Annotated in this window: 28 protein-coding genes and 1 riboswitch; of the genes, 12 read left to right on the top strand and 16 right to left on the bottom strand. The window is 72.2% G+C overall.

Annotation, left to right across the window (positions count from 1 at the left end; translation table 11 throughout):
• Positions 1-2: 2 nt before the first annotated feature.
• Positions 3-755, bottom strand: coding sequence for an SDR family oxidoreductase (locus ETAA1_RS23940; RefSeq protein WP_145243013.1), 753 nt, complete (start codon positions 753-755; stop codon positions 3-5).
• A 138-nt stretch (positions 756-893) separates the two neighbouring features.
• Between ETAA1_RS23940 and ETAA1_RS23935 the strand changes: the two genes are divergently transcribed.
• Positions 894-1,340 (top strand): response regulator, encoded by a 447-nt coding sequence (locus ETAA1_RS23935; RefSeq protein WP_238389293.1) that lies wholly within the window; start codon positions 894-896, stop codon positions 1,338-1,340.
• Positions 1,341-1,391: 51 nt separating this feature from the next.
• Here the strand turns inward: ETAA1_RS23935 and ETAA1_RS23930 are convergent, their stop codons facing one another.
• Positions 1,392-1,742, bottom strand: coding sequence for a hypothetical protein (locus ETAA1_RS23930; protein ID WP_145243012.1), 351 nt, complete (start codon positions 1,740-1,742; stop codon positions 1,392-1,394).
• A gap of 91 nt (positions 1,743-1,833) precedes the next feature.
• Between ETAA1_RS23930 and ETAA1_RS23925 the strand changes: the two genes are divergently transcribed.
• Positions 1,834-3,039, top strand: a complete 1,206-nt coding sequence (locus tag ETAA1_RS23925; RefSeq protein WP_145243011.1) for a M24 family metallopeptidase — start codon at positions 1,834-1,836, stop codon at positions 3,037-3,039.
• Positions 3,040-3,056: 17 nt separating this feature from the next.
• Here ETAA1_RS23925 and ETAA1_RS23920 read toward each other — a convergent pair whose 3' ends face one another.
• The 4 genes from ETAA1_RS23920 to ETAA1_RS23905 all read right to left on the bottom strand — a co-directional run bounded on the left by ETAA1_RS23920 (position 3,057) and on the right by ETAA1_RS23905 (position 6,254).
• The gene (locus ETAA1_RS23920) at positions 3,057-3,812 is read right to left on the bottom strand and encodes a hypothetical protein (RefSeq protein WP_145243010.1); all 756 of its coding nucleotides are present in this window, start codon (positions 3,810-3,812) and stop codon (positions 3,057-3,059) included.
• A gap of 72 nt (positions 3,813-3,884) precedes the next feature.
• Complete coding sequence (locus ETAA1_RS23915) at positions 3,885-5,201, bottom strand: DUF1501 domain-containing protein (RefSeq protein ID WP_145243009.1); 1,317 nt, start codon at positions 5,199-5,201, stop codon at positions 3,885-3,887.
• Between the two features lie 240 nt (positions 5,202-5,441).
• A complete protein-coding gene (locus ETAA1_RS23910; protein ID WP_145243008.1) occupies positions 5,442-5,783 on the bottom strand; it encodes a DUF5684 domain-containing protein in 342 nt (113 codons plus the stop codon).
• A 12-nt stretch (positions 5,784-5,795) separates the two neighbouring features.
• Positions 5,796-6,254 (bottom strand): RrF2 family transcriptional regulator, encoded by a 459-nt coding sequence (locus ETAA1_RS23905; RefSeq protein WP_145243007.1) that lies wholly within the window; start codon positions 6,252-6,254, stop codon positions 5,796-5,798.
• A 128-nt stretch (positions 6,255-6,382) separates the two neighbouring features.
• On the opposite strand from ETAA1_RS23905, the gene ETAA1_RS23900 reads away from it, so the two are divergent.
• Entirely contained in the window at positions 6,383-6,958 is a 576-nt protein-coding gene (locus tag ETAA1_RS23900; RefSeq protein ID WP_145243006.1) for a protoglobin family protein, read from the top strand.
• On the opposite strand, the gene ETAA1_RS23895 is transcribed toward ETAA1_RS23900, so the two are convergent.
• Positions 6,943-7,443 (bottom strand): gamma carbonic anhydrase family protein, encoded by a 501-nt coding sequence (locus tag ETAA1_RS23895; RefSeq protein ID WP_145243005.1) that lies wholly within the window; start codon positions 7,441-7,443, stop codon positions 6,943-6,945. The two genes, ETAA1_RS23900 and ETAA1_RS23895, sit on opposite strands and share 16 nt — an antisense overlap.
• A 122-nt stretch (positions 7,444-7,565) precedes the next feature.
• Between ETAA1_RS23895 and ETAA1_RS23890 the strand changes: the two genes are divergently transcribed.
• A complete protein-coding gene (locus ETAA1_RS23890) occupies positions 7,566-8,981 on the top strand; it encodes a Gfo/Idh/MocA family protein (RefSeq protein WP_145243004.1) in 1,416 nt (471 codons plus the stop codon).
• A 150-nt stretch (positions 8,982-9,131) separates the two neighbouring features.
• Here the strand turns inward: ETAA1_RS23890 and ETAA1_RS23885 are convergent, their stop codons facing one another.
• Entirely contained in the window at positions 9,132-10,424 is a 1,293-nt protein-coding gene (locus ETAA1_RS23885; RefSeq protein WP_145243003.1) for a glucose-1-phosphate adenylyltransferase, read from the bottom strand.
• Between the two features lie 132 nt (positions 10,425-10,556).
• Positions 10,557-11,132: a Uma2 family endonuclease gene (locus ETAA1_RS23880; RefSeq protein ID WP_145243002.1), complete on the bottom strand. Its 576-nt coding sequence runs from the start codon at positions 11,130-11,132 to the stop codon at positions 10,557-10,559.
• A 131-nt stretch (positions 11,133-11,263) separates the two neighbouring features.
• On the opposite strand from ETAA1_RS23880, the gene ETAA1_RS23875 reads away from it, so the two are divergent.
• The 3 genes from ETAA1_RS23875 to ETAA1_RS23865 all read left to right on the top strand — a co-directional run bounded on the left by ETAA1_RS23875 (position 11,264) and on the right by ETAA1_RS23865 (position 13,778).
• Positions 11,264-12,022 (top strand): glucose 1-dehydrogenase, encoded by a 759-nt coding sequence (locus tag ETAA1_RS23875; protein WP_145243001.1) that lies wholly within the window; start codon positions 11,264-11,266, stop codon positions 12,020-12,022.
• An 82-nt stretch (positions 12,023-12,104) separates the two neighbouring features.
• Entirely contained in the window at positions 12,105-13,121 is a 1,017-nt protein-coding gene (gene ahr / locus ETAA1_RS23870) for an NADPH-dependent aldehyde reductase Ahr (protein ID WP_145243000.1), read from the top strand.
• A gap of 12 nt (positions 13,122-13,133) precedes the next feature.
• A complete protein-coding gene (locus tag ETAA1_RS23865) occupies positions 13,134-13,778 on the top strand; it encodes an NAD(P)H-dependent oxidoreductase (protein WP_145242999.1) in 645 nt (214 codons plus the stop codon).
• Between the two features lie 11 nt (positions 13,779-13,789).
• On the opposite strand, the gene tmk is transcribed toward ETAA1_RS23865, so the two are convergent.
• The 4 genes from tmk to lipB all read right to left on the bottom strand — a co-directional run bounded on the left by tmk (position 13,790) and on the right by lipB (position 16,390).
• Entirely contained in the window at positions 13,790-14,440 is a 651-nt protein-coding gene (gene tmk, locus ETAA1_RS23860; RefSeq protein ID WP_145242998.1) for a dTMP kinase, read from the bottom strand.
• 136 nt (positions 14,441-14,576) lie between these two features.
• Positions 14,577-14,804 (bottom strand): lipoyl domain-containing protein, encoded by a 228-nt coding sequence (locus ETAA1_RS23855; RefSeq protein ID WP_202920369.1) that lies wholly within the window; start codon positions 14,802-14,804, stop codon positions 14,577-14,579.
• A complete protein-coding gene (gene lipA, locus ETAA1_RS23850) occupies positions 14,794-15,699 on the bottom strand; it encodes a lipoyl synthase (RefSeq protein ID WP_145242994.1) in 906 nt (301 codons plus the stop codon). The genes ETAA1_RS23855 and lipA overlap by 11 nt, the downstream gene beginning before the upstream one ends.
• The gene (lipB, locus tag ETAA1_RS23845; protein ID WP_202920368.1) at positions 15,674-16,390 is read right to left on the bottom strand and encodes a lipoyl(octanoyl) transferase LipB; all 717 of its coding nucleotides are present in this window, start codon (positions 16,388-16,390) and stop codon (positions 15,674-15,676) included. The genes lipA and lipB overlap by 26 nt, the downstream gene beginning before the upstream one ends.
• Before the next feature lie 179 nt (positions 16,391-16,569).
• Here lipB and ETAA1_RS23840 point away from each other — a divergent pair, with 179 nt between their 5' ends.
• Both ETAA1_RS23840 and ETAA1_RS23835 read left to right on the top strand, forming a co-directional pair.
• The gene (locus ETAA1_RS23840) at positions 16,570-18,213 is read left to right on the top strand and encodes a glycosyltransferase family 39 protein (RefSeq protein ID WP_145242990.1); all 1,644 of its coding nucleotides are present in this window, start codon (positions 16,570-16,572) and stop codon (positions 18,211-18,213) included.
• A gap of 27 nt (positions 18,214-18,240) precedes the next feature.
• Positions 18,241-19,065 (top strand): SirB1 family protein, encoded by an 825-nt coding sequence (locus tag ETAA1_RS23835; RefSeq protein ID WP_145242988.1) that lies wholly within the window; start codon positions 18,241-18,243, stop codon positions 19,063-19,065.
• Between the two features lie 219 nt (positions 19,066-19,284).
• A riboswitch (cyclic di-GMP riboswitch) is annotated at positions 19,285-19,378 on the top strand.
• Positions 19,379-19,498: 120 nt separating this feature from the next.
• Here ETAA1_RS23835 and upp read toward each other — a convergent pair.
• The 3 genes from upp to ETAA1_RS23820 form a co-directional block, all read right to left on the bottom strand.
• Positions 19,499-20,125, bottom strand: coding sequence for a uracil phosphoribosyltransferase (upp, locus tag ETAA1_RS23830; RefSeq protein WP_145242986.1), 627 nt, complete (start codon positions 20,123-20,125; stop codon positions 19,499-19,501).
• A gap of 11 nt (positions 20,126-20,136) precedes the next feature.
• On the bottom strand, positions 20,137-20,334 hold the full coding sequence (locus ETAA1_RS23825; RefSeq protein ID WP_145242984.1) for a hypothetical protein: 198 nt from the start codon (positions 20,332-20,334) through the stop codon (positions 20,137-20,139).
• 152 nt (positions 20,335-20,486) lie between these two features.
• Entirely contained in the window at positions 20,487-21,380 is an 894-nt protein-coding gene (locus ETAA1_RS23820) for a sugar phosphate isomerase/epimerase family protein (protein WP_145242982.1), read from the bottom strand.
• Between the two features lie 129 nt (positions 21,381-21,509).
• On the opposite strand from ETAA1_RS23820, the gene ETAA1_RS23815 reads away from it, so the two are divergent.
• From ETAA1_RS23815 to ETAA1_RS23805, 3 genes are read left to right on the top strand one after another with little or no spacing between them, the layout of a single operon-like run.
• Positions 21,510-22,532 carry a DNA polymerase III subunit gene (locus ETAA1_RS23815; RefSeq protein WP_145242980.1) on the top strand — a complete coding sequence of 341 codons (1,023 nt, stop codon included), beginning with the start codon at positions 21,510-21,512 and terminating at the stop codon, positions 22,530-22,532.
• 21 nt (positions 22,533-22,553) lie between these two features.
• Positions 22,554-23,564 carry an NHL repeat-containing protein gene (locus ETAA1_RS23810; RefSeq protein WP_145242978.1) on the top strand — a complete coding sequence of 337 codons (1,011 nt, stop codon included), beginning with the start codon at positions 22,554-22,556 and terminating at the stop codon, positions 23,562-23,564.
• Positions 23,565-23,577: 13 nt separating this feature from the next.
• The gene (locus ETAA1_RS23805) at positions 23,578-24,837 is read left to right on the top strand and encodes a formylmethanofuran dehydrogenase subunit B (RefSeq protein WP_145242976.1); all 1,260 of its coding nucleotides are present in this window, start codon (positions 23,578-23,580) and stop codon (positions 24,835-24,837) included.
• Positions 24,838-24,878 lie beyond the last annotated feature (41 nt).

Below are 24,878 nucleotides of genomic sequence, written 5' to 3'. Positions count from 1 at the left end.
GCTCAGCCCCGCCCGACGAACGGCATCCCGGTCGCCATCACGGTCAGGAACAGCACGTTCGCCTCGGGCGGCAGCCCGGCCATGTAGACCACCGCCCGCGCCACGTGCTCCACGTCCATCGTCGGCTCGACCGCCACCGTGCCGTTCGCCTGCGGCACGCCCGCGGCCATCCGGCCGGTCATGTCCGTCGCCGCGTTGCCGATGTCGATCTGCCCGACGGCGATTCCGACGGCCCGGCCGTCGAGCGCCGCCGCCTTCGTGAGCCCGGTGACGGCGTGCTTGGTCGCCGTGTACGGGGCCGAGTTCGGCCGCGGCGTGTGCGCCGAGATCGACCCGTTGTTGATGACCCGCCCGCCGCGCGGCTCCTGCGTCTTCATCACCCGGAACGCCTGCTGGAGGCACAGGAACACGCCCGTCAGGTTCGTGTCCACGGCGGCGCGCCAGCGGTCCAGCGGCAGTTCGTCCAGCGGCACGCCGGGCGCCGTCACGCCGGCGTTGTTGAACAGCAGGTCCACGCGGCCGAACGCCGCGACGGCGCGGTCGAACAGCGCGCGCACCGAGTCAGGGTCGGTCACGTCGGTCGGCACGGCGAGCATCCGCGTGGGGTCGGCGGCGGCGGCGGCGGTGTCAGCGAGCGCCTCGGCCCGCCGGCCGGCGACGACGACGGCCCACCCGTCGCGGTGTAAGGCCCGCGCCGCCGCCCGGCCGATGCCGGAGCCGCCGCCTGTGACAACCGCGACACGTGCCTGTGCCATATCTGTCCTGCCACCAGGGTAATCCGTCGCGCGCCCCGGGAACGGGCACCGGCGTTGCTTCGTGTTCTCATTACGGACACGGATGTCCACTATCTACCCGATTTCACCCGGCCCCGCCCGGCCGCCGGAGGACCACCCGTGCCCACTCCCCCAACCTCGGCCGAGCCGCCGGCGGTGACGTACACGTCGCCGTCCGCGGTCCGGCGCGCCCACCTGCCGGTCCTGCACCTGCGGGTGCTCGTGGTCGACGACAACCGCGACGCCGCCGACTCGCTGGCCGGCCTGCTCCGCCTGTGCGGTGCCGAGGTGTGCGTGTGTTACGACGGCCGCGCGGCGGTGGCGGAGTTCGACGAGTTCCGCCCGGACGCGGGCCTGTTCGACGTGAACATGCCGCGGATGGACGGCTGCGAGCTGGCGGAGCGGCTGCGGGAGCGGGGCGGCGACCGGCCGCTGTTCCTCGTGGCGATCACGGCGATCGACGGCCCGGAGGAGGCGATGCGCGAGGCCCGCGCCGGCTTCGACCTGCACCTGACGAAGCCGGCGGACCCGGTCCGGGTGGTCGAGGCGCTGGCGGCGTTCAGCTGAATCAACGACGAAGCCCGGGGACAACCCCCGGGCTTCCGGCTCGCACCGGCCTCACCAGCGGTAGTTGTACCACGAGCCGGCGAACGGGCTGGCGCCGAAGCCGGGGTAGGCGTAGCCGCGGTTGTAGCCGCCGTAGTAGGGGCTGAACCCGGCGTTGCGGTACACGTTCGTTCCCCAGGCGTTCTGGTACGAGTAGCGCTGCACCTGCGTGCCCGTCCACGGGTTCACGTACTGCACGCCCTGCTGGGCGCTGAACGGCGTCACGACGCCGCCCTGGGTGACGACGCCGCCGGTCCAGGGGTTCACGGTGCTGTACCGGTACACGTACTGGGCCTGGGCCGGCCCGCTGAGGGCGAGCGTTCCGCCCGCGGCGAGGGCGGCGGCGAGAAGGAATCGGGTCATCGGGGTGCCTCCGGGAGTGCTCATCAGAGGATACCTACGCAACCCGCGTGCCTTACCGCCGCCGGTCCGCCGCGGCCTACAATTCAAAACCATGGAACCGTTCGACTCCGGCGAACTGAAGCTCGACCTGCACGAGACCGGCACCGTCGCCCCGGGCGCGAACGGCGTCAACCACCCGTCGGACGGCGACCGCGTCGCCGCGCGCCGCGCCGACATCGACGCCAAGCAGGAGCAGGTGGCGAGGCTGCTGGAGGCGATGGGCTGCGAGGGCGCCCTGCTGCTGATGCCGGCGCACGTCGGCTGGTTCACCGCCGGGATGAACGTCCGCGGGCTCATCGCCGACAGCGAGCGCCCGGGCGTCTACACGAACGGCCGGCAGCGCTGGCTCCTCGGCTCGAACGCCGACACGCAGCGGCTGTTCGACGAGGAGCTCGACCGCCTCGGCTTCCAGCTCAAGGAGTGGGCGTGGGACGGCGGCCGGGCCGAGTTGCTGCAGAGCGTCACCGCCGGGAAGCAGGTCGCGGCGGACCGCCCGTTCCCGCACACTCACCCGATCGCCGAACGGCTGCGGCCACTGGTGCGGGTGCTCAGCGCGGCCGAGCTGGAGGACTACCGGGCACTCGGGGCGCGCGTCGCGCACGCGGTCGAGGCGACCGCCCGGGCCGTCCAGCGCGGCATGACGGAAGAAGACGTGGCGGGGCACGTCGGGCACCGGCTGCTGCACCGCGGGGTGGAGCCGGCGGCGATCAGCGTGACGGCCGACGACCGCGGCGCCAAGTACCGCCGGGCCGGGTTCACCGACGCGGCCGCGCGGCGCACGTTCACCATTCAGGCGACCGGGCTGCGCGGCGGGCTGTACGTCACGGCCGGGCGGACGGTCGGCTTCGGGCCGGTGCCGGCCGAGTTCCGCAAGGGGTACGACCGGGCGGCGCTGCTGGCGGCGGTGTTCCGCGCGTCGTCCGTGGTCGGCGGCACGATGCAGGCGGCGCGGGAGAGCGTACCGGAGCTACTCGCCGGCACGACGCACGAGTTCGACGGCCGGCTGTCGCCGCCGGGCTTCGGCACCGGTCGGTTCCCCGCCGAGGAGCTGCGCCGCGCCGGGCACGACGAGCCGTTCGCGGCCGGTCAGCCCCTGGTGTGGCAGCCGCGGATCGGCCCGGCGGCGGTGGTCGACACGGTCGTGGTGGCGGCCGACGGCCCCGAGTGCGTGACGCCGCCGACCGACTGGCCGTACAAGCGCATCACCGTGGCGGGGCTCAGCTACGACATCCCCGACGTGCTGGAACGCGAGGGGTGATCGGCGAGGCCTTGGGCCTACTCCAGGCGCACGACCAGCCGGTATCCGAACCCCGCGCCGCCCATGTCGTGCGCGTCGATCAGCGACAGGAAGTACACGCCGTCCCGCGGCAGCGTCACGACCACGGCCGGGTCGCGGCTGGCGCCGGCGTCGTCGTTCGCGGCCACGAACCGGCGGTTCTCGTCGACCACCGTCAGGATGCCGTCGAGCGGCGAGCCGAACCGCGCCGCCTGCACCTCGGCGCGGAGCTTCTGCCCCGCCTTGCCGGCGACGCGGAACACGTCCGGGTTCTTTTCCTGGTGGATCACGCCGACGACGGCGCACGGCGGGGTGAGCGGCTGGGCCGCGTCGTAGCCGTCGTTCGGCTCCTTCTCGGCGACCGCCGGTAGCTCGTCGGGAATCAGCAGCGTGTAGGGGCCGCCGCCGGCCGGGGCGAGCGACACGCCGGGCTTCGCGCCCTTCGGGAGCGTCAACTCGACCTCGACCTCGGTGTCGCCGACGCGGTCCGCAGGGTAGTTGTTGGGCGCCGCCGCCTTCTTCGCACCGAGCACCTTCACGGCGGTGCCGTCGGACGCGGTCACCTCCTTGACCGCGTCGAGGTGCTTGCCGCGGAGGGTGAGCTTCTGCCTGGCGCCGGGCGTGGCGACGAGCGGGGCGGCGTAGAGGACTTTGGGTGTGTCCTTCTTCTTGTCGGGCTGCTTCGGCTGCGCCGCGACGGGGGCGGACGCCGCGACGGGGATGGTGAGAAGGAACAGAAGGGCGGCGCGGGGCATGAGGAGGCTCGGGGCTTCGCCGCTCGCGGCTTGGCGGCGTCGACGCCGCCAAGCCGCGAGCGGCGGAAGTAATCAGGCGAACAACTCCCGCACCGGCTCGCCGGCGTCGAGAATCTCGACGGGCCGCCCGTCCGGCGTGTGCAGGTGCTTGTGCGGGTCCACGCCCATCGCGTCGAGGATGGTGTACGCCACGTCCGCTGGCGCCACCGGCCGCTGCGTGGTGAACGCCCCGTGCTTGTCGGTGCGGCCGAGCACGAAGCCCGGCTTCACGCCCGCCCCCGCGAACAGCAGCGACGCCGCCTGCCCCCAGTGGTCGCGGCCGGCGTCCTTGTTGATCTTCGGCGTGCGGCCGAACTCGCCCATCACCACCAGTAGCGTGTCCTGGAACGTGCCGCGGTCGTGCATGTCCTCGACCAGCGCCGACACCGCCGCGTCGAACTCCGGCAGCTTGCGGTCGAGCCCCTCGAAGATGCGGCCGTGGTGGTCCCAGCCGCCGTAGTTCACCGTCACGAACCGCACGCCGCTCTCGACGAGCCGCCGGGCCAGCAGCATCGACTGCCCGGCGGTGTTGCGGCCGTAGCGGTCGCGCAGCTTCTCGGGCTCGTGGTCGATGGCGAACGCCCGCCGCGCCTGCGGCGATAGCACCATCTCCCGGGCGCGGGCGTGGAACTCGTCGTAGGTGGCGATCTGGTCGTTGCCTTCGACGCGCCGCGCCAGCCCGTCCACCGCCGACAACAGCGACTCGCGGCGGCCGGCGCGGTCAGCGGCGATGCCGTTCGTCGTCAGGTCTTGCACCTGGTAGTTGGCCTGATTCGGGTCGCCGGCCTTGAACGACTCGTAGCGGCCGCCGAGGAACGCGCTCTTGCCCAACTCCCATGTGAACGACGGGTTCCGCGGCACCGACACGTACGGCGGCAGTGTGCCGCTGAACCCGGCCTCGTGCGCCACCACGGCGCCGATCGCGGGCCAGTCGCCGAACGGCGTGCCGAAGCGGCCGGACAGTACCCAGTTCGTCGCCGTCTCGTGGTGGTCGTTGTTGTGCGCCCCGGAGCGGACGAGCGCGATCTTGTCCATCACCCGCGCCATCCGCGGCAGCTTCTCGCCGACCTGCAAGCCGGGCACGGAACTCGGAATCGAGCGGTACTTGCCGCGGATGTCGTCGGGGGCCTCGGGCTTCAGGTCGAAGGTGTCGTGGTGGCTGAGGCCGCCGCCGAGGTAGACGAGCACCACCGACTTGGCCCGCGCCCGCGCCACCGGGGCGGCGTCGGCTTCCGCCTTCAGGAGTGTGGGTAGGGCGACCGCGCCGAGGCCGCCGACACGAAGAAAGTCGCGGCGGCTGGTGCCGCTACAGGTGCGCGTCGCGGCGCCGGGGAGGATGACATCGAGCATGGGCACGGGCCTCGGGTGCGAATCGGGCGGTGGCGGCAGACGCCGGCGGCGGCGGGGGGGCGGGCTCGTCCTCACCCCAATCGTAGCGTCCTGCCGAGGCCCGGTCCACACCTTCCGCGCGGCTCGTCGGCCGTGCCTCCTCCTTCGACCGTGCCGGCGGGGAAACTCTCGACACGTCGGCAAGCTGGGGAAGATGCGGCGAGGTGGCGGGCGCACGGCTCGCGGGACCGTCACGACCGGTCAGCGCTGGTAGCGGGCGGCGCCGAAGCCGAGCACGGGGTAGAACACGAAGCCGAACACGGCGAGGCCGAGGCCGAACGACTCGCTGCGGCCGAACCGCCGGGCCACTTCCACGTTCACCAGCAGTGCCGCGACGAGGTTGACGCCGGGGATGAGGAGCAGCACGGCCCACAGCGGGCTGAGTCTCGCCACGTCCACGACGAGGACGAAGACGTTGTACGCCGGCACGAGCGCCTTCCACCCGGCCTGGCCGGCCTTGCGGAACGTGCCGAACCAGCCGACCACCGCCCCGGGCACGGTGACCGCCAGCCAGACCAGCAGGTAGGGGAGCAGGTCGTCCATGGGTCTCGCCGGTCAGCGCTTCCGGACCGGCAGGCGGTCCGCGACCGGCGGGCCTTCGCACAGCGGCACGCTCTCGCTCGGCTCCGCCAGCACCTCGGCGAGCGTGGTTTCGCCGAACGCCTTCTCCACCATCGCCATCGCGTCGTCCACGCGCCGGTGGAGCGGGCACAGCCGGACGCCGTGCGTCCGCAGCCCGAGCGGGCAGGAGGTGTAGCGGCCGATCGGCTCGACGGCGTTGACCACGTCGAGGATGGTGAGGTCGGCGGGGTCGCGGCCGAGGGACACGCCGCCGCCGACGCCGCGCTGGGTGGTGACGATCCCGGCCCGGGCCAGCCCCTGGAGGATTTTGGCGAGGTAGGCCGGGCCCACCTGCGTGGCGTCGGCGATCTGCGCCGTCGTGCGGGCGGCCGGCGACTCGTGCGCCAGGTGCACGACCGCCCGCAGCGCGTACTCGACCGTCTTCGAGAACATCCGCTCCCCCGCCCGGTGCTCGAAATTCGACCTTGAACTCTGATTATAGGGAGGTAGGATGCCCCTGTTAAATCGGAATTCTGGACCCGGAATTCTTGTTTCCTTCTCCCTCTCTCCTGGAGTGTGCCATGACGCAGATCGACGAGCCGCGGCTGGAGTCGGACCTGGGCTACCGGTTCGGGTACGTCGCGGGGTTCATCGGCTTCGGCCCGGACGACGTGGCGGCGGTCCACGGCGCGGCGCCGCTGCTGGCCCCGCTGGTGCCGGGGTTGGTGGACGCGGTGTACGACAAGCTGCACGCCCAGGACGCGACCTGGCGGCACTTCGTCCCGCGGCAGCACGGCTACGCCGGCGACGTGCCGACGGACGTGGCGAGCCTGACGCCGGACCACCCGCAGATCGCCTTCCGCAAGCAGCACCTCGGCCGCTACCTCGTGACGCTGGTGACGAAGCCGTACGACGGGAAGATGGCCGAGTACCTGGACATGGTGGGGAAGATTCACACGCCGAAGGCGGGGAGCCCGGCGCTGGACGTGCCGCTGGTGCAGATGAACGCGCTGATGGGGTTCGTCGCCGACGCCCTGACGGCGACGATCCTGGGGCTGAACCTGCCGCGGGAGGCGGAGGTGAAGACGCTACGGGCGTTCGGCAAGCTGCTGTGGATTCAGAACGACCTGATCACGCGGCACTACTGCGCGGCGTAGCGGCCGATGGTCACCGGGATGTCGCCGGCCGCGTACCGGGCGGCCAGCTCGCGGTAGCGCTCGTTGATCCGCCGCGTGTTGGCGATCTCGGCGGCGGTCGCGGGCCGGACGACCCTGCCCGGCAGGCCCATCACCACCGACCGCGGCTGCACCACCATCCCCGGCGGCACCACCGCCCCCGCCGCGATCAGGCACTCGGGGCCGATCACGCTGCCGCTCAGCAGCTTCGCCCCGATGCCGACCAGCGTGTCGGCCCCGACCCGGGCGCCGTGAACCACGGCCGCGTGCCCGACCACGACGCCCGGCTCCAGCACGTTCGGCACGCCGAAGTCGCAGTGGACGACGGCGCAGTCTTGCACGTTCACGTTCTCGCCGAGCACGACCGGCGCCACGTCGCCGCGGATCGCGGCGCCGTACCAGACGTTCACGCCCGGCCCGCAGGTCACGTCGGCGGTGAGGACGGCGGTCGGGGCGAGGAACAGCATGGCCCCATAATCATAGCACGCCGCGTTCCCGAATCCGTTCCTTGTGCCGCGCGCGGCGGCGGAATACACTACGTCCGAGTTCCTGCCCGGCCCCCATTCCCCCGTTCTCCGGAGCGCTCTCCATGAGTCGTCGGATCACCCGCCGCCGCGCCCTCGCCGCGTCGGCCGCCGGTCTCGGCTACCTGTACACCGCCCCCGCGTGGGCGCAGCCCGCCGGCTCCAACGCCCGCCTCAAGGTCGTCGGCATCGGCGTCGGCGGCAAGGGCTCGTCCGACATCGACCAGGCCGGCAACGTCATGGAGGTCGTCGGCCTCTGCGACGTGGACCGCGACTACCTCGGGGCCAAGCAGAAGAAGTGGCCGATGGCCAAGCACTTCAGCGACTACCGCCGCGTGTTCGACGACGCCGAGCTGATGCGCAACGCCGACGCCTTCACCGTCAGCACCCCCGACCACAACCACGCCACCCCGGCCGTGCTGGCCATGCGGGCCAAGAAGCACGTGTACTGCCAGAAGCCGCTGACGCACGACGTGTACGAGGCGCACCTGCTCCGCGCCGAGGCGCAGAAGAACGGCGTGTGCACGCAGCTGGGCAACCAGGGCACGTCCGAGAACGGCCTCCGCCGCGCCGTCGAGCTGGTGCAGGCCGGCGAGCTCGGCGACGTGCGCGAGGTCCACGTGTGGACGAACCGCCCGGTGTGGCCGCAGGCCCCCGGCGTGACGACCCGGCCGAAGGAGGCGCCGGTGCCGGCGTACCTCGACTGGGACGCGTGGCTCGGCGTCGCCCCGCAGCGGCCGTACAGCGGCAGCCCCGAGCGGAAGCGCGGCCCGTACCACGACTTCAACTGGCGCGGGTTCTGGGACTTCGGCACCGGCGCCATCGGCGACATGGCCTGCCACACCGCCAACATGGCGTTCATGGCGCTGAAGCTCGCCCACCCGACGCACGTCACCGCCGAGGCCGGCGGGGTGAACACCGAGACGTGCCCGGCGTGGGCGCACGTGACCATGCAGTTCCCGGCCCGCGGGACGATGCCGGCGCTCACCCTCCACTGGTACGAGGGGAAGAAGGACGGCGCGAAGGTGCTGCCGCCGGCGGCGCTGGTGACGCAGGCGGTGGCCCTCGACGCCCGCCGCAAGACGCTGGTGGACAGCGGCTCGATCCTGGTCGGGGCGAACGGCATCGCCTACTCGCCGGACGACTACGGCGCGCAGGTGTTCTTCAGCACCGGGAAGGTGGCGAACAACGGCACCCGGCCGGAGCGGCTGGCCGTGAACGGCGGCGGCGACCAGGGGCAGAAGAACGAGTGGGCGGCCGCGATCCGCGCCGGCAAGCCGGAGCTGGCGCTGGCGAACTTCAACTACGGCGGCCTGCTGACGGCGGCGTTCCTGCTGGGGAACGTGGCGATCCGCACCGGCAAGGCGTTCAACTGGGACGGCGAGAACTGCCGGGCGACGGACCTGCCCGAGGCGGCCGCGCTGGTCCGCCGCCAGTACCGCGCCGGCTGGGACCTGATCGGGTACAACGCGAAGTCGTAACCCGATTCGCCGCTCACGGCTTTCGTGAGTGCTGGTTCGACGGGGGGTGTATCGGGCCGTTAGACCGGGGCGCGAGCCCCGTCGGGGTACTGACGCCCGACGGGGCTCGCGCCCCGGCCTAACGGCCGATACACCGCACCCGAAAGGACATCACACCACCGTGCCGTCCGGGACGACGGCGCCGCGCGGCACGCAGATGATGCCGTCGCGGATGTAGTAGCTGCCGTTCGGGCCGTCGGCCGTGTCCTTCCGCACCTCGTTCGTCAGCCGCACGCCCTTGCCGATGCGGCAGTCCTTGTCCAGAATCGCCCGCGCGATGATCGACCCGTCGCCGACCGTCAGGTTCGGCCGCCCCACCTTCGCGTTCGCCGCCCGCTGGGCGTCGTTCTCGAACGCGTCCGCGCCGTTAATCACCGTGTCGCGGATGATGCAGTCCGAGCCGATGCGGGTGCGCACGCCGACGATGCTGTTCTCGATCCGCGTCCGCGGCCCGAGCACGCACCCGTCGGCGACGAGGCTGTGCTCCAGCGTCGCGCCGTTGATGCGGCTCGCCGGCAGGTTCCGCATCCGCGTGTAGATGACGCCGTCCGGCGCGAAGAAGTCGAACGGCGGGTTCTCCCGGCCCAGCGCCAGGCTCGACTCGTGGTAGCTGCCGATGGTGCCGAGGTCTTCCCAGTACCCGTCGAACAGGTGGGCGTACATCTGCCGCGCCTGGAGGTTCCGCGGGAACACCTCCTTGCCGAAGTCGGTGGCCAGCGGCTTCTCGGTCAGCACGTCGAGCAGCACCCGGGTCTTGAACAGGTAGATGCCCATGTTCGCCAGGTACGCCCGGCCGTTCGGCGCGATGCCGCGGCTCGTGATCCAGTCGGCCGGCACGTGGTACGGCTTCCGCTCGTCCACCGTCTTGGGCTTCTCGACGAAGCCGGTGATGCGGCCGGCGTCGGTCATGCTCAGCAGCCCGAACCCGGGGGTGTCCTCCTCCTTCACCGGGATGGCGGCGATGGTCACGTCGGCGTTCGTCTCGGCGTGCGTCTTGTACAGGTCGCGGAAGTCCATGCGGTACAGCTGGTCGCCGGACAGGATGAGGACGTGCTCGGTGTTCTCGCGCTCGATGTACCCGATGTTCTGGCGGACGGCGTCGGCGGTGCCCTGGTACCAGTCGGAGGCCTCGTTCGTCTGCTGGGCGGCGAGCACCTCGACGAAGCCGCGGCTGAACATGTCGAACTTGTACGCGTTGGCGATGTGCCGGTGGAGGCTGGCGGACAGGAACTGGGTGAGGATGTAGATGTTCCGGAGGTCGCTGTTGAGGCAGTTGCTGATGGGGATGTCGATGAGCCGGTACTTGCCGGCGACGGGGACGGCGGGCTTGGACCGATGGCTGGTGAGCGGGAACAGGCGGGTGCCTCGGCCGCCGCCGAGGATGAGGGCGAGGACGGAACGCATGGCGAGCCTCGGGTGGGGAGACGGGGCCGGGCGGCAACGCCGGCTATGCTAACACCGTGCCCGGCCCGGGGGTAGGAGTTCCCGGCCACGACGGCCGGCGGCGGGGGCGGCGGGGTGGGGTTGTGCCGGCGGCTACTCGAAGAACCGTCGCACCGGCACCGCGAACCCGGGTAGCACGTCCGGTAGCGTAAGTGTGTCGCCGTTGTGCCGCCGCTGCGGGAAGTCGTCGCCCTGACGGTACACGGAGGCGGCCTCGATGTTCGGGTCGAGTACGACGACGACCGTGACCCCCGCGTTCAGGTACTCACCGACCTTGATGAGGATGTCACTCGTCCGGTCCGTCGGCGATCGAACTTCGAGCACGAGATCGGGTGGTACCTCGAGCGGCCCCTTCGGTCGCGGTGACTCCTTCGGCAGCCGCGCGAACGAGACGAAACACACGTCCGCCCCGCGGTACGTGTCCGGGTTGGTTCCGACGCGGACGAACGTGTCGTTCGCCATCGTACGCCCGAGCCCTGCCGCCTCCGCGGCTTGCATGATGAGCGAGCCGGCTTTCAAGCACACGTATCCGTGGTCTGCTCCGGGCAGGGGCGTCCTCACAACACGGCCCTTCACCAACTCCAGGCCCGACTCGTGGCCGTGAAGGCGGACGAACTCCTCGGCCGTCATCAGCGGCGGGGACGGGGCGGCGGGGGCGGTCGGCGTCAAGGCGTCCTCCTGTCGGCGGCAGTGTACCACTACCCGCCTGCCGCGTGAAGTTCAGCCGATGGCGTGTAAGCCCCCACCGCGCGGGAGGGTACTCCCCGCGTTCGTCACACACGTCACGCAGGGAAGCAGCCATGTCGCGGTTCGTAGGCAAGGTCGTCCTCGTCACCGGTGGGACGAGCGGCATCGGCAAGGCCGCGGCCGAGGCGTTCGCCGCCGAGGGGGCGAAGGTCGTCGTGTCCGGCCGCCGCGAGCCGGAGGGGCTCGCCGTGGTCGAGGGGATCCGCACGGCCGGCGGCGAGGCGGCGTTCGTCCGCGCCGACGTGAGCAAGGAGGACGACGTCCGGCAGTTGGTGGCGAAGACGGTGGCGAAGTACGGCCGCCTCGACGTGGCCTTCAACAACGCCGGCGTCGAGTGGATGGGCGCCCTCACCGACGCCACCGAGGCCGACTACCGCCGCGTCTTCGATGCCAACGTGTGGGGCGTGTTGACCGCGATGAAGTACGAGATCCCCGAGCTGCTGAAGGCCGGCGGCGGGGCGATCATCAACACGACGAGCGTCGCCGGGCACGTCGGCATGCCGGGGGTGAGCGTGTACGTCGCCAGTAAGCACGCGGTCGAGGGGCTGACGAAGGCGGCGGCGCTGGAGTACGCCAGGCAGGGCGTGCGGGTGACGGCCGTCGCACCCGCGGCGGTCGTGACGGAGATGATGGGCCGGTTCGTCGGCGGCGAGGAGACGGAGCAGGCGAAGGGGCTGGCGGCGATGCACCCGGTGGGGCGGATGGGCCGGCCGGCGGAGGTGGCGGCGGCGGTGCTGTACCTGGCGTCCGACGCGGCGAAGTTCGTGACCGGCGTGTCGCTCCCGGTGGACGGCGGCTGGCTCGCCCAGTGACCCGCCTGGGCGGCCCGGGCTTGAACCGCGGGCGCCCGCGTCTCTAGGAATAACCCCGCCCCGTCATCCCCCGGAGCCTCCCATGCCAACCCGCGCCTACGCCGCGACCGCCGCCAAGGGTGCCCTCAGCCCGTTCGAGTTCGAGCCCGGGCCGATCGGCCCCGGGCAGGTGGACGTCGCCGTGTCCCACTGCGGCATCTGCCACTCCGACCTGTCCATGCTCGACAACGACTGGGGCATGACCCAGTACCCCCTCGTGCCGGGCCACGAGGCCGTCGGCACCGTCCGCGCCGTCGGGGCCGGCGTCACCACGCACAAGCCGGGCGACCGCGTCGGCCTCGGCTGGTTCTCGCACAGCTGCCTCACGTGCCGGCCGTGCATGAGCGGCGACCACAACCTGTGCGCCACCGCCGAGCAGACCATCGTCGGCCGGCACGGCGCGTTCGCCGACACCGTCCGCGCCCACGCCGAGTGGGTGGTGCCGCTCCCGGAGGGGCTCGACCCCGCCACCGCCGGGCCGCTGTTCTGCGGCGGCATCACGGCGTTCAACCCGTTCGTCCAGTTCGACGTGCGGCCCACCCACCGGGTCGGCGTGGTCGGCATCGGCGGGCTCGGCCACCTGGCCGTGCAGTTCGCCGCGAAGTGGGGCTGCGAGGTGTTCGCGTTCTCGTCCAACCCGGAGAAGGCCGACGAGGCGAAGCGGCTCGGCGCCCACCACGTCGTCGGCTCGAAGGACGACGCCGCCCTCGGCAAGCTCGCCGGCAAGCTCGACTTCATGCTGGTGACGGTGAACGTGGCGCTGAACTGGCCGGCGTACGTCGCCGCGCTGGCCCCGCGGGGGCGGTTGCACTTCGTCGGGGCGGTGCTGGAGCCGGTGCCGGTGGCCGTGTTCCCGATGCTCACGGGGCAGAAGTCGCTGTCCGGGTCGCCGCTCGGCAGCCCGGTCACGACCGCCGACCTGCTCGCCTTCTGCGCCCGCCACAAGATCGGCCCGGTGACCGAGACGTTCCCGCTGTCGAAGGTGAACGACGCCCTGGCCCACCTGCGGGCCGGCAAGGCGCGCTACCGCATCGTGTTGGCGAACGACCTGCCCGCCTGACCCGGAGAGCCCATGACCGCCACGCCCGACGACGTGCTCGCCCCGCTCCGCTGGCGGTACGCCACGAAGCAGTTCGACCCGGCCCGGAAGATCGACCCCGCCACCTGGGCCACCCTGGAACAGGCGGCGGTGCTCGCCCCGTCGTCCTTCGGCCTCCAGCCGTGGACCTTCGTCGTCGTCACCGACCCGGCCGTGCGGACGCGGCTGCACCCGGTGTCGTGGGGGCAGCCGCAGGTCCTCGACGCCTCGCACCTGGTCGTGTTCGCGGCGAAGAACCCGCCGACCGCTGCCGACGTGACCCGGCACGTCGCCAACGCCGAGGCGGTGCGCGGGCAGGCGGCCGGCAGCCTCGACGCGCTGCGCGACCGCATCCTCGGCACGCTGGCGAAGCAGAGCCCGGCCGACGCCCACGCCTGGGCGGCGCGGCAGTGCTACATCGCGCTCGGCGTGTTCCTCAGCGCCGCCGCCCGGCTCGGCGTGGACGCGTGCCCGATGGAGGGCTTTCAGCCGGAGAAGTACGACGAGATTCTCGGCCTCACCGCGAAGGGGCTGCGGTCGGTGGTGATCGCCACGGCCGGGTACCGGAGCCCGGCCGACAAGTACGCCGCCGCCTCGAAGGTGCGCTTCCCCGTGGACGACGTGGTGATCCGGGTGTGACGCCGCCGGGGTCAGCCGCCCGCCTCCGTCACCGACCAGCCGAAGTCCGTCAGCAGCCGGGCCACCTTCGCCCGCACGGCCTGCTGCACCGTCGCCAGATCGGGCGTGGCGTCCACGATCTGGTACGGCCCCGGCCGCACGCCCGCCTCGTACAGGAAGCCGCGCCGCACCGCCTCCTGGTACTCGCGGTCGCGCTCCTCCAGCCGGTCGGCGGCGCGGGTGCGGCGCGCCAGCGCCACGTCCAGGTCGGCGTCGAACACGAGGGTGAGGTCGGGGTCGAGGCCGCCGGTGGCGACGCGGCCGACGGCCCACAGGTCTTTCGGGTTCAGGCCGCCGGCGTGGCCCTGGTACACGACGTTCGCCAGTGTGTACCGGTCGGCCACGACCACCTCGCCGCGGGCCAGCGCCGGGCGGATCACCTCCTCGACCAGCTGCGCCCGCGACGCCATGAACAGCATCGCCTCCGCCGGCAGGGCGATGCGGTGGTCGCGGCCGAACAGCAGGAGTTGCCGCAGCTGCTGGCCGAGGGCGGTGCCGCCGGGGTCGGTGCAGGCCGTGACGGGCACGCCCTGCGCGGCCAGCCAGTCGACCAGCAGCGCGTGCTGCGTGGACTTGCCGGTGCCGTCGGGGCCGTCGAGCGAGAGGAACGCGGGCTTGGGCATGGTCGGGAACAGAGGATTCACCACAGAGTCACAGAGGACACAGAGAGAGAACCAAATACCGAGGGAGAACGAAGATTCTAAATTGGTTTTGTCTCTGCCTTCTGTCTTCTTCTCTGTGCCCTCTGTGACTCTGTGGTTAATCTTCCTGGATTTCCCCAATCAGCTGTCCAGCTACCAGCGGGTCGTTCGCCAGCACCGCCTGCGCCGCGACCACGCCGCCGACCGGCGCCGGCACGTCCACGGTGGCGCCGGGGATGAGCACCTCGGCGACGCGGTCGCCGGCGAACACGCGGTCGCCGACGCGGGCGTACCACAGGCTCAGCACGGCCCGCGGGGCGCCCAGGTCCGGCAGCTCAATCGGCACTCGCGGCACGGGTCGGCACCATCTCGTCGGCGTGGTAGCTGGACCGCACGAACGGCCCCGCCACCACCTGTTGGAAGCCCAGCAGCCGCGCCTTCGCGGCGATGTCGTCGAACTCCGCGGGCGGCACGTACCGCGCCACCGGCAGGCTGTGCTTGTACGTCGGCGCCAGGTACTGGCCGAGCGTTACCACGTCGCAGCGGATCGCGCGCAGGTCGGCCAGCACGTCGAACAGCTCGTCGATCGTCTCGCCGACGCCGAGCATCAGGCCGGCCTTGGTCACCATCGCGGGGGCCGTGTTCTTCACGCGCTCGAGCAAGTCGAGGCTGCGGCGGTACTCGGCGCGGCCGCGGGCGGCGCGGTACAGCCGCGGCACCGTCTCGATGTTGTGGTTGAACACCTCGGGGCCGCTCGCCACCACGGCGTCGATCGCCGCCGCGTTGCCGCCGAAGTCGGGTGTCAGCACCTCGACCGCGGCCGCGGGCATCCGCGCCTTCACCGCCCGCACGCACGCCGCGAAGTGACTCGCGCCGCCGTCCGGCAGGTCGTCCCGCGTCACGGAAGTAATCACGACGTGCTTCAGCCCCAGCCGCACGGCCGCTTCCGCGAGGCGCTCGGGCTCGTCGGTCTCGACGGCGAGCGGCTCGCCCTTCGGGACCGAGCAGAAGCCGCACGGGCGGGTGCAGACGTTGCCGAGCACCATGAACGTGGCGGTGCGGCGGCTCCAGCACTCGGGCCGGTTCGGGCACTTGGCGTTCTCGCAGACCGTTTCGAGCTTCAGGTCGTCGAGCAGCGTCTGCGTGAAGGCGTTGCCGTTGCCCTTCGGCAGCGGGCGCTTCAGCCACGCCGGCAGGCGGCCGGGGGCGGTCGGCTTATCGAGTACCGGTAGCGCGCGCATGGGCCTCGGGCCGGGGGGCGAGCCCCGGGTGGGTGTGGAACAGGGACACGCGGGCGAACCCGAACCGGGCCGCGACCGCTTCCACCAACTGCGTGCGGACGCCGGCGATCCGCACCCGCGACGGCGACTCGCGCTGCACCGAGGTCATCGGCTGCGGGTCGCCGTCGCAGTGGACGGCGCGGAACGGCTCCAGGTCGGGATCGACGTTCAGCACGAGCCCGAACGCCGTGACGCCGCCACGAACCGCGGCGCCGACATGGGCGATGCGCCGGCCGTTCACGCGCACGCCGGGCGCGTTGGGATCGGCTTCGCCGTGAAGGGCGCAGGCGGCGAGTACGTCGATCACGAGCGCTTGCAATTCGGCGACGTACGCGGCCGGCGTGAGGTTCAGCTCGGCGAGCGGCAGGACGGGGTAACACGCGACCTGCCCGGGGAGGTGGAGCAGGACGCCGCCGCCGCGGGCGACCCAGCGGACGGGCCAGCCGCGGGCGGTGAGTTCTTCGGGCTCGGGCCGCACGTGCGCCCGGCTCCCCTCGCGGCCGACGGTGATGCCGGGCGGGTGCTCGCAGACGAGGACGGCGCCGCTGCCGGGTTCGCCGGTGATGTCGTAGGCGACGCGCCGCTGCAGCGGCAGGAGGGCGTCGAAGTCCAGCCGACCGAGGAGGTAGGCGTGGAGGGCGTTGTCCGTCAACGGCGACCCATCTGGGGTGTGGAATCCGTAGCCCACGGGCGTATTTTAGCAGCCCGCCGGCCAGCGGGGGAGATGAAGGGGTGAAGGGGTGTAGGGGTGAAGGGGTGCGTGCGGGTGTTTTCGTCACCCCTCCACCCCTTCACCCCTTCACCCCCTCACGCGACACCCAAGGCGATCGCGTGAATTCCAGGCTGCTGATCCTGGCGGGAGTCGTCACGCTCGCCAACGCCGCCAAGCCGGTCGTCGTGGACGACACCGCGTACCTCGCGTTCGCCCGGCACATCGCCGCCGCCCCCGCCGACCCGTACGGCTTCGAGCTCTTCTGGTACGACGCCCCCGAGCCGGCCATGGACATCCTCTGTCCGCCTGTCCTGCCGTACTGGCTGGCCGCCGGCGTGCGGGTCGTCGGCGTCGAACCCGTGCTGCTGAAGCTGTGGCTGTTCCCCGTCGCGTGGCTGCTGGCGTGGGCCCTGCGCGACTTGCTGCGCCGCTTCGCCCCCGGAACAGAAGCCGCCGCGCTGCCGCTGATCGTGCTGTCGCCGGCGGTGCTGCCGATGGTGAACCTGATGCTCGACGTGCCCGCGGCGGCGCTCGGGCTTGCGGCCCTGGCCGTGTTCGCCCGCGCCGCCGACCGCGGTTCGTGGTGCCTCGCCGTCGGCGCGGGCCTACTCGCGGCGCTGGCGATGCAGACCAAATACACCGCCCTCGTCGCCCCCGCCGTGCTCGGCTGGTACGGCCTGACGCACCGCCGACTCGCGCTCGCCGTCGTCGCCGTCGCTGCGGCCGCCGGCGGGTTCGCGGCGTGGGAAGGGCTCGTGCAGTTGAAGTACGGCACGTCGCACTTCCTCCACCACGCGGGGCAGCAGGCCGCTTCCGAAGACGGCTGGCTCGCCGACAAGTTCGACCTGGTGGCGCCGCTGGCCGGGCACCTCGGCGTGCTCGGCGTCGGCTTCGCGCTGTACGCCCAGCGCTCGCTCGGCCTGCCGCGCGGGCTCATCGCCGGCGGTGCGGTGCTGTGGCTGATCGGTGCGGCGCTCATCGCCGTCACGTCCGGCGCGGACGCGGTGCTGGTCGGCACCAGGGAGCACCCGAAGCTGACGCTGCCGACGCTGGTGTGGCGCACGACCGGCGCCGCCGTGCTGCTCACGGCGCTGGCCGCGGCGCTGCGGCTGCTGGGGCGCCGGGACGCGCGCGACGCCGGGAACTGGTTCGTGGTCGGCTGGGTGCTGCTAGAACTGGGCGGCTACTTCGGTATGACACCGTTCCCGGCGGCGCGGCGTGTCATCGGGGTGTCACTGGCGGTCGGCGTGCTGGCGGCGCGGGTCGTGAGCCGCACCCCGGCGCGGCCGCCGGCGCGGTGGGTGGTCCCGTTCGGCGTCGGCGCCGGCGTGCTGCTGGCGGCGCTGGACGGGTACGACGCGCTGCCGGAGAAGGTGCTCGCCGAACGGGCCGCGGCCGTGATTCCTGCGGGGAGTCGGGCGTGGTACGTCGGGCACTGGGGCTTCCAGTTTTACTGCGAGCGCGCGGGGATGACGCCGGCCGTGGTCGGGGCGTCACGGCTGTCCGAGGGAGATTACCTGGTGCTGCCGCGCTTCCCCGCCGAAGCGGACTTCCCGCGCCCGTTCGCGGGGTGGCTGTGGTTCCCGCCCGAGCCGCCCGCCGGCGCCGAGGTGGTGGCGGAGTTCGTGTGGGACGACGGGCTGAAGGCGCAGACGGTGCCGAACCTGTACGGCGGGACCGAGCCGGTGGTGGGCCGCGACCACCCCCGGTTGCGGGTGGCGGTGTACCGGCTGACGCGGCCGTGGGTGGCGGGGGAGGAGTGAGGCGAGCCCGCGGCGTATGATGCCGGCATGGACCTCCCCGCCACCCTCGCGGCCCTCGCCGCCGACCCGCACCACCCCGCCGACCTGGCCGAGCTCGCCCTCCACCTGGCCCGCGACGAGTACCCCGACCTCGACCCGGCCGTCTACCTCGCCCGCCTCGACGACCTGGCCGACCGCCTCGCCCAGCGGCTCACCGGCCGCCTCACCGCCGACGCCGCTGAGCTCACGCACCTCCTGTTCGCCGACGAGGAATTCGCCGGCAACCAGGCCGACTACTACGACCCGCGGAACAGTTACCTGAACGACGTACTCGACCGCAAACTCGGCCTGCCGATCACGCTGTCGCTCGTGGCCGCGGCCGTTGGCACCCGCGCCGGCCTGACCGTGGAGGGCGTCGGCCTGCCGGGGCACTTCGTGGCGAAGGTGGTGGGGGAGGACGGCGCCGCGGTGTTCTTCGACCCCTTCCACGCCGGCCGCTTCCTCGACGCCGCCGACTGCGCGAAGTTGGTTGAGGAGGCGACCGGCCGGCCGTTCGAGCTCACGCCCGATGCGATGGCGGCCGCCCCGAACGCCGCCGTGGCCGTGCGGCTGCTGACGAATCTCAAGAGCGTCTACCTGAAGACGGCCGACTTCGCCCGCGCCGCCCGCACGACGGAGCGACTGGTGTCCCTCCTTCCGAAGGACGCGGATCAGCGGCGGGATTTGGGCGTGTGCCTGATCCACGCGGGTCGGCCGGGTCGGGCCGTGCCCCACCTGCGAGCGTACCTCGCCGCGGCGCCGGGGGCGTCCGATGTCGAGACGGTGGGCGGGTTTCTGTCGCAGGCCTTGCGGGAGGTGGCGCAGTGGAACTGAGGTCGACGTTCCGACAGTGATTTTTATGAGTCGGTGACATGGTTCCGCGGATCGACCCCCCTCGGCCGGAAACAAGAATTTTGGTTCGAGGATAAACTGGCGTTGGCGAGTTGCGGCGAGCCGGAACCGGTTCTAAGGACTTGTAGCGAACGGCTGTGCGGGTTTTGGCTGCACGGCCGGGGTCGGCCCCGGCGGGACCGGGGGCGCCAACACCTTTCATCCTCGAAAGGGCTAACCCGTCGCGAGGCGGGGGCGCAAAGCTACGGGCCTCCAACTCCCCCCAAATTGGGTTGGAGGTCGCCTGGCTGCCGAAGGGCTGACGTGGTGCAAACCCCGTTCATCCCCGGGGCGCGCGGCGGCAACGTCGGCGTGTCCTGTTGCACCCCCGGACCGGCTCACGCCGGCCCGCCGGGCCGACCCGCTCTTTTCCACCTCACCGCGTCCCGAACTGCCTGTCGCCCGCGTCGCCCAGCCCCGGCAGGATGTAGCCGATGTCGTTGAGTTTCTCGTCCCGCACGGCGAGGTAGAGCGGCACGTCCGGGTGAGCCGCGACGAGCGCCGCGATCCCCTCCGGGGCGGCGATCAGGCCGACGAACACGACCCGGGCGATGCCGGCCTTCTTGAGGATGTCGATGGCCGCGACGGCGCTCCCGCCGGTGGCGAGCATCGGGTCGAGCACCAGCGCCACGTCCATGTCCGGCTGCGCGGGGAGCTTGTTGTAGTACGTCACCGGCTTCAGCGTGGCGTGGTCGCGGTACAGGCCGAGGTGCCACACGCTGGCTTCCGGCAGCGCCTGGAGCATGGCGTCGGCCATGCCGAGCCCGGCCCGCAGTACCGGCACCAGCCCGACGCGGGCGGCGATCTCCTCGCCGGTGGTGTCGGCGAGCGGCGTGCGGACCGGCACCGGCCGCAGCGGCAGGTCGGCCGTCGCTTCGAGGAACAGGACGCGCGAGATGGCGGCGACGAGGTCGCGGAACTCCGGCGGTTTGGTGTCGGCGGCGCGGAGCCGGGCCACCTTGTGCCGGACCAGCGGGTGCGCCGAGACGTGGACCACCGCCATCGCCGTCCCCCTTACTTGTCGCCGATCGGGAACCGCTTCAGGTCCGCCCCCGCCTTCCGCATTGCCGTGGCCCTTGCCAGCACCGCCCACCGCGGGGCGCGGCCGCCGACCATCTCCTTCACCTTCGTCGCTGCTTCCTCGAGTGAGCCGCTTTTGTTCCACACGCCGGCGAAGACGTCGGCCGGTAGCAGTTCCACTTGCGTGGTCATGATGTCGCCCCCGTTCCCGCGATGAGGCGCCCCCGCGCCCCGTCCCGGGAGCGTCACTCTACCGCCCCGCCCCCGTGCCCCGCAGCGCGCCGACGTGTCAGAACCACGACTCAGAGCCCGTCGGCGCGCCGGTGGTGCGGGCGGGGTAAACCTTACGGCCGACCCGGGTGCGTGCGGAGCTTCGGGAACGGCCCCGCGGGCGTGCCGGCGAGCTGCGGCCGGAGCCACGCCAGGCCGTCGAGGTTGTCGCGCAGCCGCGCCTCGGCGTCATCCTGCGTGTGGCCGAGGATGCCGATCGGACCCGCGTAGCCGCCGGCGGCGATGTCGCGGAGCATTTTCAGATCGAGCGTTCCGACGCCGAGCGGGAGAATCTTCTTCCCTAACTTTTCCCCGTCGGGCAGCATCCCGTTGAGGTTCAGCGCCAGCAGGTGCGGCCGCATCGCGGCGAGGTGTTCGCGGAAGCGCGGCAGGTGGTCGTGGCCGTGGTGCAGGTTGTAGACGATGCCGACGTTCGGCAGCTTGAGAGCCTCGACGACCGCGACCTGATTGGCGGGCTCGCCGAACCAGCCGCCGTGGTTGTACAGTGCGACCTTGCAGCCGAACTTGGCCGCCTCGTCGGCGATCGGGCGAAGCACCTTCACGGCGTTGGCGACCTTCGCGGCTTGGTCGGCGCCGCCGGGGTCGCCCATCGTCACCCACAGCTGCGGCGTCACCTTGTGCTTGACGATCACGTCGAGCAGCGCCCGCGCGTCGGCCCCGAGGTTCGCGGGGAACCACACCGCCGTCAGCTCGATGCCGTGCTGCTTCAGCAGGCCGACTTCGCGGTCGAAGGTGGGGAGGTGTTCGGCGCGCCAGTCGTAGGCGTACTTCGTGAACCCGAGCTGCTTCAGCATGGCGACCCGCTCCTCGGGGCCGCGCTTTTTGGCGTCGAACGGGACGATGCACCACGCGAAGAGGTTGGGGTGCTCGAACAGCCTCGGGGGCGGGTCCGCGGCGCGGGTCGGGAGTGCGGCGAGCAGGATCGCCAGGGAGAGGGCGCGGGTCATGGCGGGAACCTCGGCAGGTTTCCGTTGGTATACGGGAGCGGCCGGGGTCGCGGACAACCGCGGGCGCGACACTACGATAGGGGGGACGAACCGTCTGGGGCGTGGGAGCCCGGAAGACGCAGGGGATTCATGTCCTGGTCCCGCCTCCGCGGCCAGTCGGCCGCGCTCGCCGCCTTCCGCGCCGCCGCCGCCCGCGGCCGCCTCGGGCAGGCCTACCTCCTCGTCGGCCCCGACGGCGTCGGCAAGCGACTGTTCGCCACCGAGCTGGCCAGGGCGCTGCTGTGCGAGAAGCCGCCGGCCGCGCTCGCCGCCTGCGACCACTGCCCGAGCTGCGCCCAAGTGACGGCCGGCACCCACCCCGACGTGCTGACGCTGTCTACGCCCGAGGGGAAGCACGAACTGCCCGTCGAGGCGATGCGCGAGTTCTGCACCCGCATGTCGCTCAAGCCCGCCCGCGGCCGCCGCAAGGTGGGCATCGTCCTCGATGCCGACGACTTCAACGAGGAGTCGGCCAACAGCTTTCTGAAGACGCTCGAAGAACCCGCCCCCGGCTCGCTCCTGCTACTGCTGGCCACCGGCACCGATCAACAACTTCCGACGGTCCTCTCGCGCTGCCAGGTGGTTCGGTTCGCGCCGCTCGGCGCCGCCGACCAGCGGGCCGTGCTCGAAGCCGAGGGTGTGGCGGCCGACCAACTCGACCGCCTTGTGAGGCTCGGCGGCGGCAGCGCGGGCCGGGCGCTTGCGCTCGCAGACCCCGCGGTGTGGGAACTGCGCAAGGCGCTGGTCGAAGGGGTGACGGCGCCGCGGCCGAACTTCGCGGCCCTCTCCGAGGCGTGGCAGGCGTTCCACGAGGACGCCGGCAAGGACACCGCCGCCCAGCGGCTGCGGGCGTCGCTGGCCGTCGGCTTCCTGGTGGAGGCGGTGCGGCACGCGCTGCGGTTCAGCGTCGGCGCCGACGACCACGACCTGGACGCGGCGGAGGCCGACCGGCTGGCGGCGTTCGCCCGGCGCGTCGGCCCGGACCGGCTGCTGGAGCTGATCGATCGGTGCGTGGAGGCCGACGCCAACGTGAGCCGCCGGGTACAACTGATCCTGATCGTGGAATCGGTGTTGGAGCAGTTCACCCGCCCGCCCGCCGCGGGTCGAGGGTAAGGCCACCCCGGAGGCAACCCTGTGGCGAACCCCTTCCGCGTCGTCGCCGTCGGCCTGGCGGCCGCGCTCGCCGTGCCGCTCGGCGGGGCGCTGCCGGCCGCCGAGCCGCGCGGGCCGACGTTCGTCCTCGCCTGGGGGAAGAAGGGGGCAGGGCCGGGCGAGTTCTACTCACCAATCGGCATCGCCGTCACGCCGGCCGACGAGGTGGTCGTCACCGACCTGAACAACGCCCGCGTCCAGCGGTTCACCACCGCCGGCAAGCTCCTCGGCGGGTTCGACCTGCCGTGGGACGACCCCAAACGCAAGAGCACGCAGGCCGGCGGCGTCGCGGTCGCAGCCGACGGCACCATCTACCTGTCGTTCATGCAGCAGCACAAGGTCGCCGCCTACACGCCCGACGGCAAGCTGCTCCGCTCGTTCGGCACGAAGGGGACCGGCGACGGCGAGCTGCGACAGCCGGGCGGGCTGGTCCTGCTCGCCGACGGCACCGTGTACGTGGCCGACCAGGGGAACCACCGCGTTCAATGGTTCACGGCCGCGGGCAAGTACCTCGGCCAGTGGGGCGGCCACGGCACCGAGCCGGGGAAGTTCGGCGGGAAGGAGTCGGCCGGGTCGCGGTTCGGCGGGCCGCACTTCCTGGCCCGCGATTCCGCCGGCCGGTTCTACGCCACCGAGGGTGCTCCGGGTCGCGTCCAACAGTTGACAGCCGACGGCAAGCCGCTCGCCGCGTGGGCCGACACCAGCGACGGCCCCGGCGGGTTCGGGGCGCACGAGTTCGGCAGCGGGAAGAACGCTTTCGGCCCGGTCGCCGTCGCGGTGGACAAGCACGACCGTGTTTGGGTGAGCAGCCTGAACGACCGGGTGCAGGCGTTCACCGCGGGCGGGAAGTACCTGTTCGGCATCACCGAATCGGGTAAGAAGCCCGGCGAGCTGGCCCGGCCGCACGGGATGGCGTTCGACCGCAGCGGGTTCCTGTACGTCGCCGACGCCGGCAACCAGCGAGTGCAGAAGTTCGCCGTCCCCGCCCAGTAACCCCCGCGAGCCGATGCCCGAGACCATTCGCGACGTGGCGTGCACCGTGTGCGGGTGCGTGTGTGACGACCTCGCCGTGACCGTGGACGCCGGCCGCGTCGTCGCCGCCACGGGGACGTGCGCGCTGTCGGACCCGTGGCTCCGCGCCCAGAACACGCACCGCCCGCCGGCCGCGCTCGTCGACGGTGTGGCGGTCGAGGCGGAGACGGCGTTCGCCCGGACCACCGGTTTGCTGCGCGAGTCGCGCGCCCCGCTGATCTACGGCCTGTCGCGCAGCACCACCGAAGGCCAGCGCGCCGCGACGGCGCTGGCCGACCGGATCGGCGCCACGATCGACACCACCGCCAGCACGGGGCACGCGCCGTCGCTGATGGCACTGCAGCAGGTGGGCGAATCGACGTGTACGCTCGGCGAGGTGCGGAACCGGGCCGACCTGGTAATCTTCTGGGGATCGAACCCGTCGGTGACGCACCCGCGGCACCTGGAGCGGTACTCGGCCGACCCCGTGGGGCGGTTTGTGCCTGGCGGTCGCCGCGACCGCTACGTCGTCGTCGTGGACGACCGCGAGACGGAGACGGTGAAGCTGGCGGACCAGTTCATCCGCGTCGAACCCGGCCGGCACTGGGAGGCGCTGTGGCAGCTGCGCCTGTTGGTGAAGGGGATCGAAACCACGGGCACGGCCGCCCCCGAGCCCTGGGCCGAACTGGCGGGACGGATGAAGGGCTGCCGGTGCGGCATCGTCTTCTTCGGCGGCGGCATCACCCGCGAGCCGCTGGCGCACCGCACCGTCGAGGCGCTGCTGCAACTCGTCACCGACCTGAACGCGCACACGCGGTTCTACGCCCGGCGGATGCGGCGGTTCGGCGACGTGGCCGGTGCCGACTCGGTGCTCGCGTGGCAGACCGGCTACCCGTTCGGCGTGAACCTGGCCCGCGGCTACCCGCGCTACAACCCCGGCGAGTTCACCGGCCCCGAGTTGCTGGCCCGCGGCGAGGTAGACGTGTGCCTGGTCGTCGGCGGCGAGACGGTCGCCGACCTGCCGCCGGCGGCGCGAGCGCAGCTGGAGCGAATCCCCGTCATCCTGCTGGACGCGCCCGACGCCGACACAGACTTGCGACCCGCGGTACGGTTCACGACGGCGGTGTATGGCGTGCACCGCCCCGGCACGGCGTACCGGATGGACGAGGTGCCGATCCCGCTGCGGGTGATCCTGCCGACCGACTACCCGAGCGACGGCGACGTACTCGGCGAGCTGCTGCGGCGTGTCGGGTGACGCCGCGGTAGAATACACCATTCCACGTCCCCGCCCCCCGT

Source organism: Urbifossiella limnaea (assembly GCF_007747215.1).
Lineage (GTDB): Bacteria > Planctomycetota > Planctomycetia > Gemmatales > Gemmataceae > Urbifossiella > Urbifossiella limnaea.
This window is presented reverse-complemented; position numbering and strand designations above follow the sequence as displayed.